Below are 1,192 nucleotides of genomic sequence, written 5' to 3'. Positions count from 1 at the left end.
TGGGATCTGAAGCCGCAGGGTATTCAGGGTGTGCTGAAGACGACGGGTGAGATCGCGTCGAAGATTCAGACGCATGCGACGTCGTACGGGGATCATCTGTCGTCGGCGGCGTCGAGTGCGGGCACGATCACCGCCGAGGGCGGCGACGGTGGTGGCGGTGGTGGCGGTGGTGGTGGTGGCAAGGACGGGGAGCAGGCCGTGGGTGGTCTGGTCGCGTTGGCGTTGTCGCAGTTCGCGGAGCACACCACTGCGGATCTGAAGTTCATCGCGGCACGGGCGGGGAAGTCGCTGACCGGTGCGGTGGATGCCACGACCGCGTACCTGAACGGTGACCTGGACATGGCGGCCGAGGCGCAGCGCAAGGCGTTGGGTGCGGTGGATCTGGATCCGAAGAGGCCGGGGGTGCAGTCGCGGTGATCAAGCCTGAGGCGATTCCGCAGTACACGGGTGATCTGGGTCAGCTGGAGAAGGACCATGCGAGCCTGACGGCGGATGCGGGTCATATCCGGGACACCGGTTCGTCCGTCCATACGCATTTCCAGGCGTTGTCGGCGTATTACAAGGCTCCTGAGGCGGAGCAGTTGTTCGCGTCGACGAAGCCGGTGCAGGACCGGGCGGACGGGTTCGCGGACGGTCTGGAGAAGGTCGCTTCGTCGTTGTCGGACTATGCGACGGAGATCCGTCCGCTGGTCACGAAGCTCGAGCAGCTGAAGGCGGACGCGACGACGTTCGTGAACGACAACAAGGACGATGACGACTGGGAGTACGACGGGGACAAGGTCGAGGAGCACAATCAGCTCCGCGATGACATCACCGCGACGGTCGCCGCGTTCTGGGCGGCGGAGCGGACCTGTCACAACAAGATCACCGCGTTGTTCGGCGGGACGCAGATGGTCGCCGGGGACGGGTCCGAGCGCAAGGACCAGTACGGGTTCGACGCGGACGACCTGAAGAACGCGAAACTTCCCTGGGGCGACCCGGTCGAGGAGAAGCACCACTGGTACGAGGTCGGCCACTGGGTCAAGTCGTTCGTGTGGGACGGGCTGATCGTCGACGGGATCTGGGGCACCATCAAGGGCCTGGGCACCCTGGTCGGGTTCGGTGGCTGGGACGCGATGGGACAGGCCTGGAAGGGCCTGGCCCAGCTCGCGACCGGCCTCGCGATCAGCGCGATCCCCGGCGCCTCGACCCT

1 protein-coding gene and 1 pseudogene are annotated in these 1,192 nt (G+C 65.9%); both read left to right on the top strand.

The window, feature by feature from the left end:
* A partial coding sequence (locus ACFVX4_RS42170; protein ID WP_389988871.1) for a DUF6507 family protein occupies positions 1-417 on the top strand: 417 nt, incomplete at its 5' end.
* Positions 414-1,192: pseudogene (locus ACFVX4_RS42165) on the top strand (protein phosphatase); the annotation flags it as partial. The gene ACFVX4_RS42170 and the pseudogene ACFVX4_RS42165, both read left to right, overlap by 4 nt.

This window comes from Streptomyces sp. NPDC058240 (assembly GCF_042882135.1).
Lineage (GTDB): Bacteria > Actinomycetota > Actinomycetes > Streptomycetales > Streptomycetaceae > Streptomyces.
This window is presented reverse-complemented; position numbering and strand designations above follow the sequence as displayed.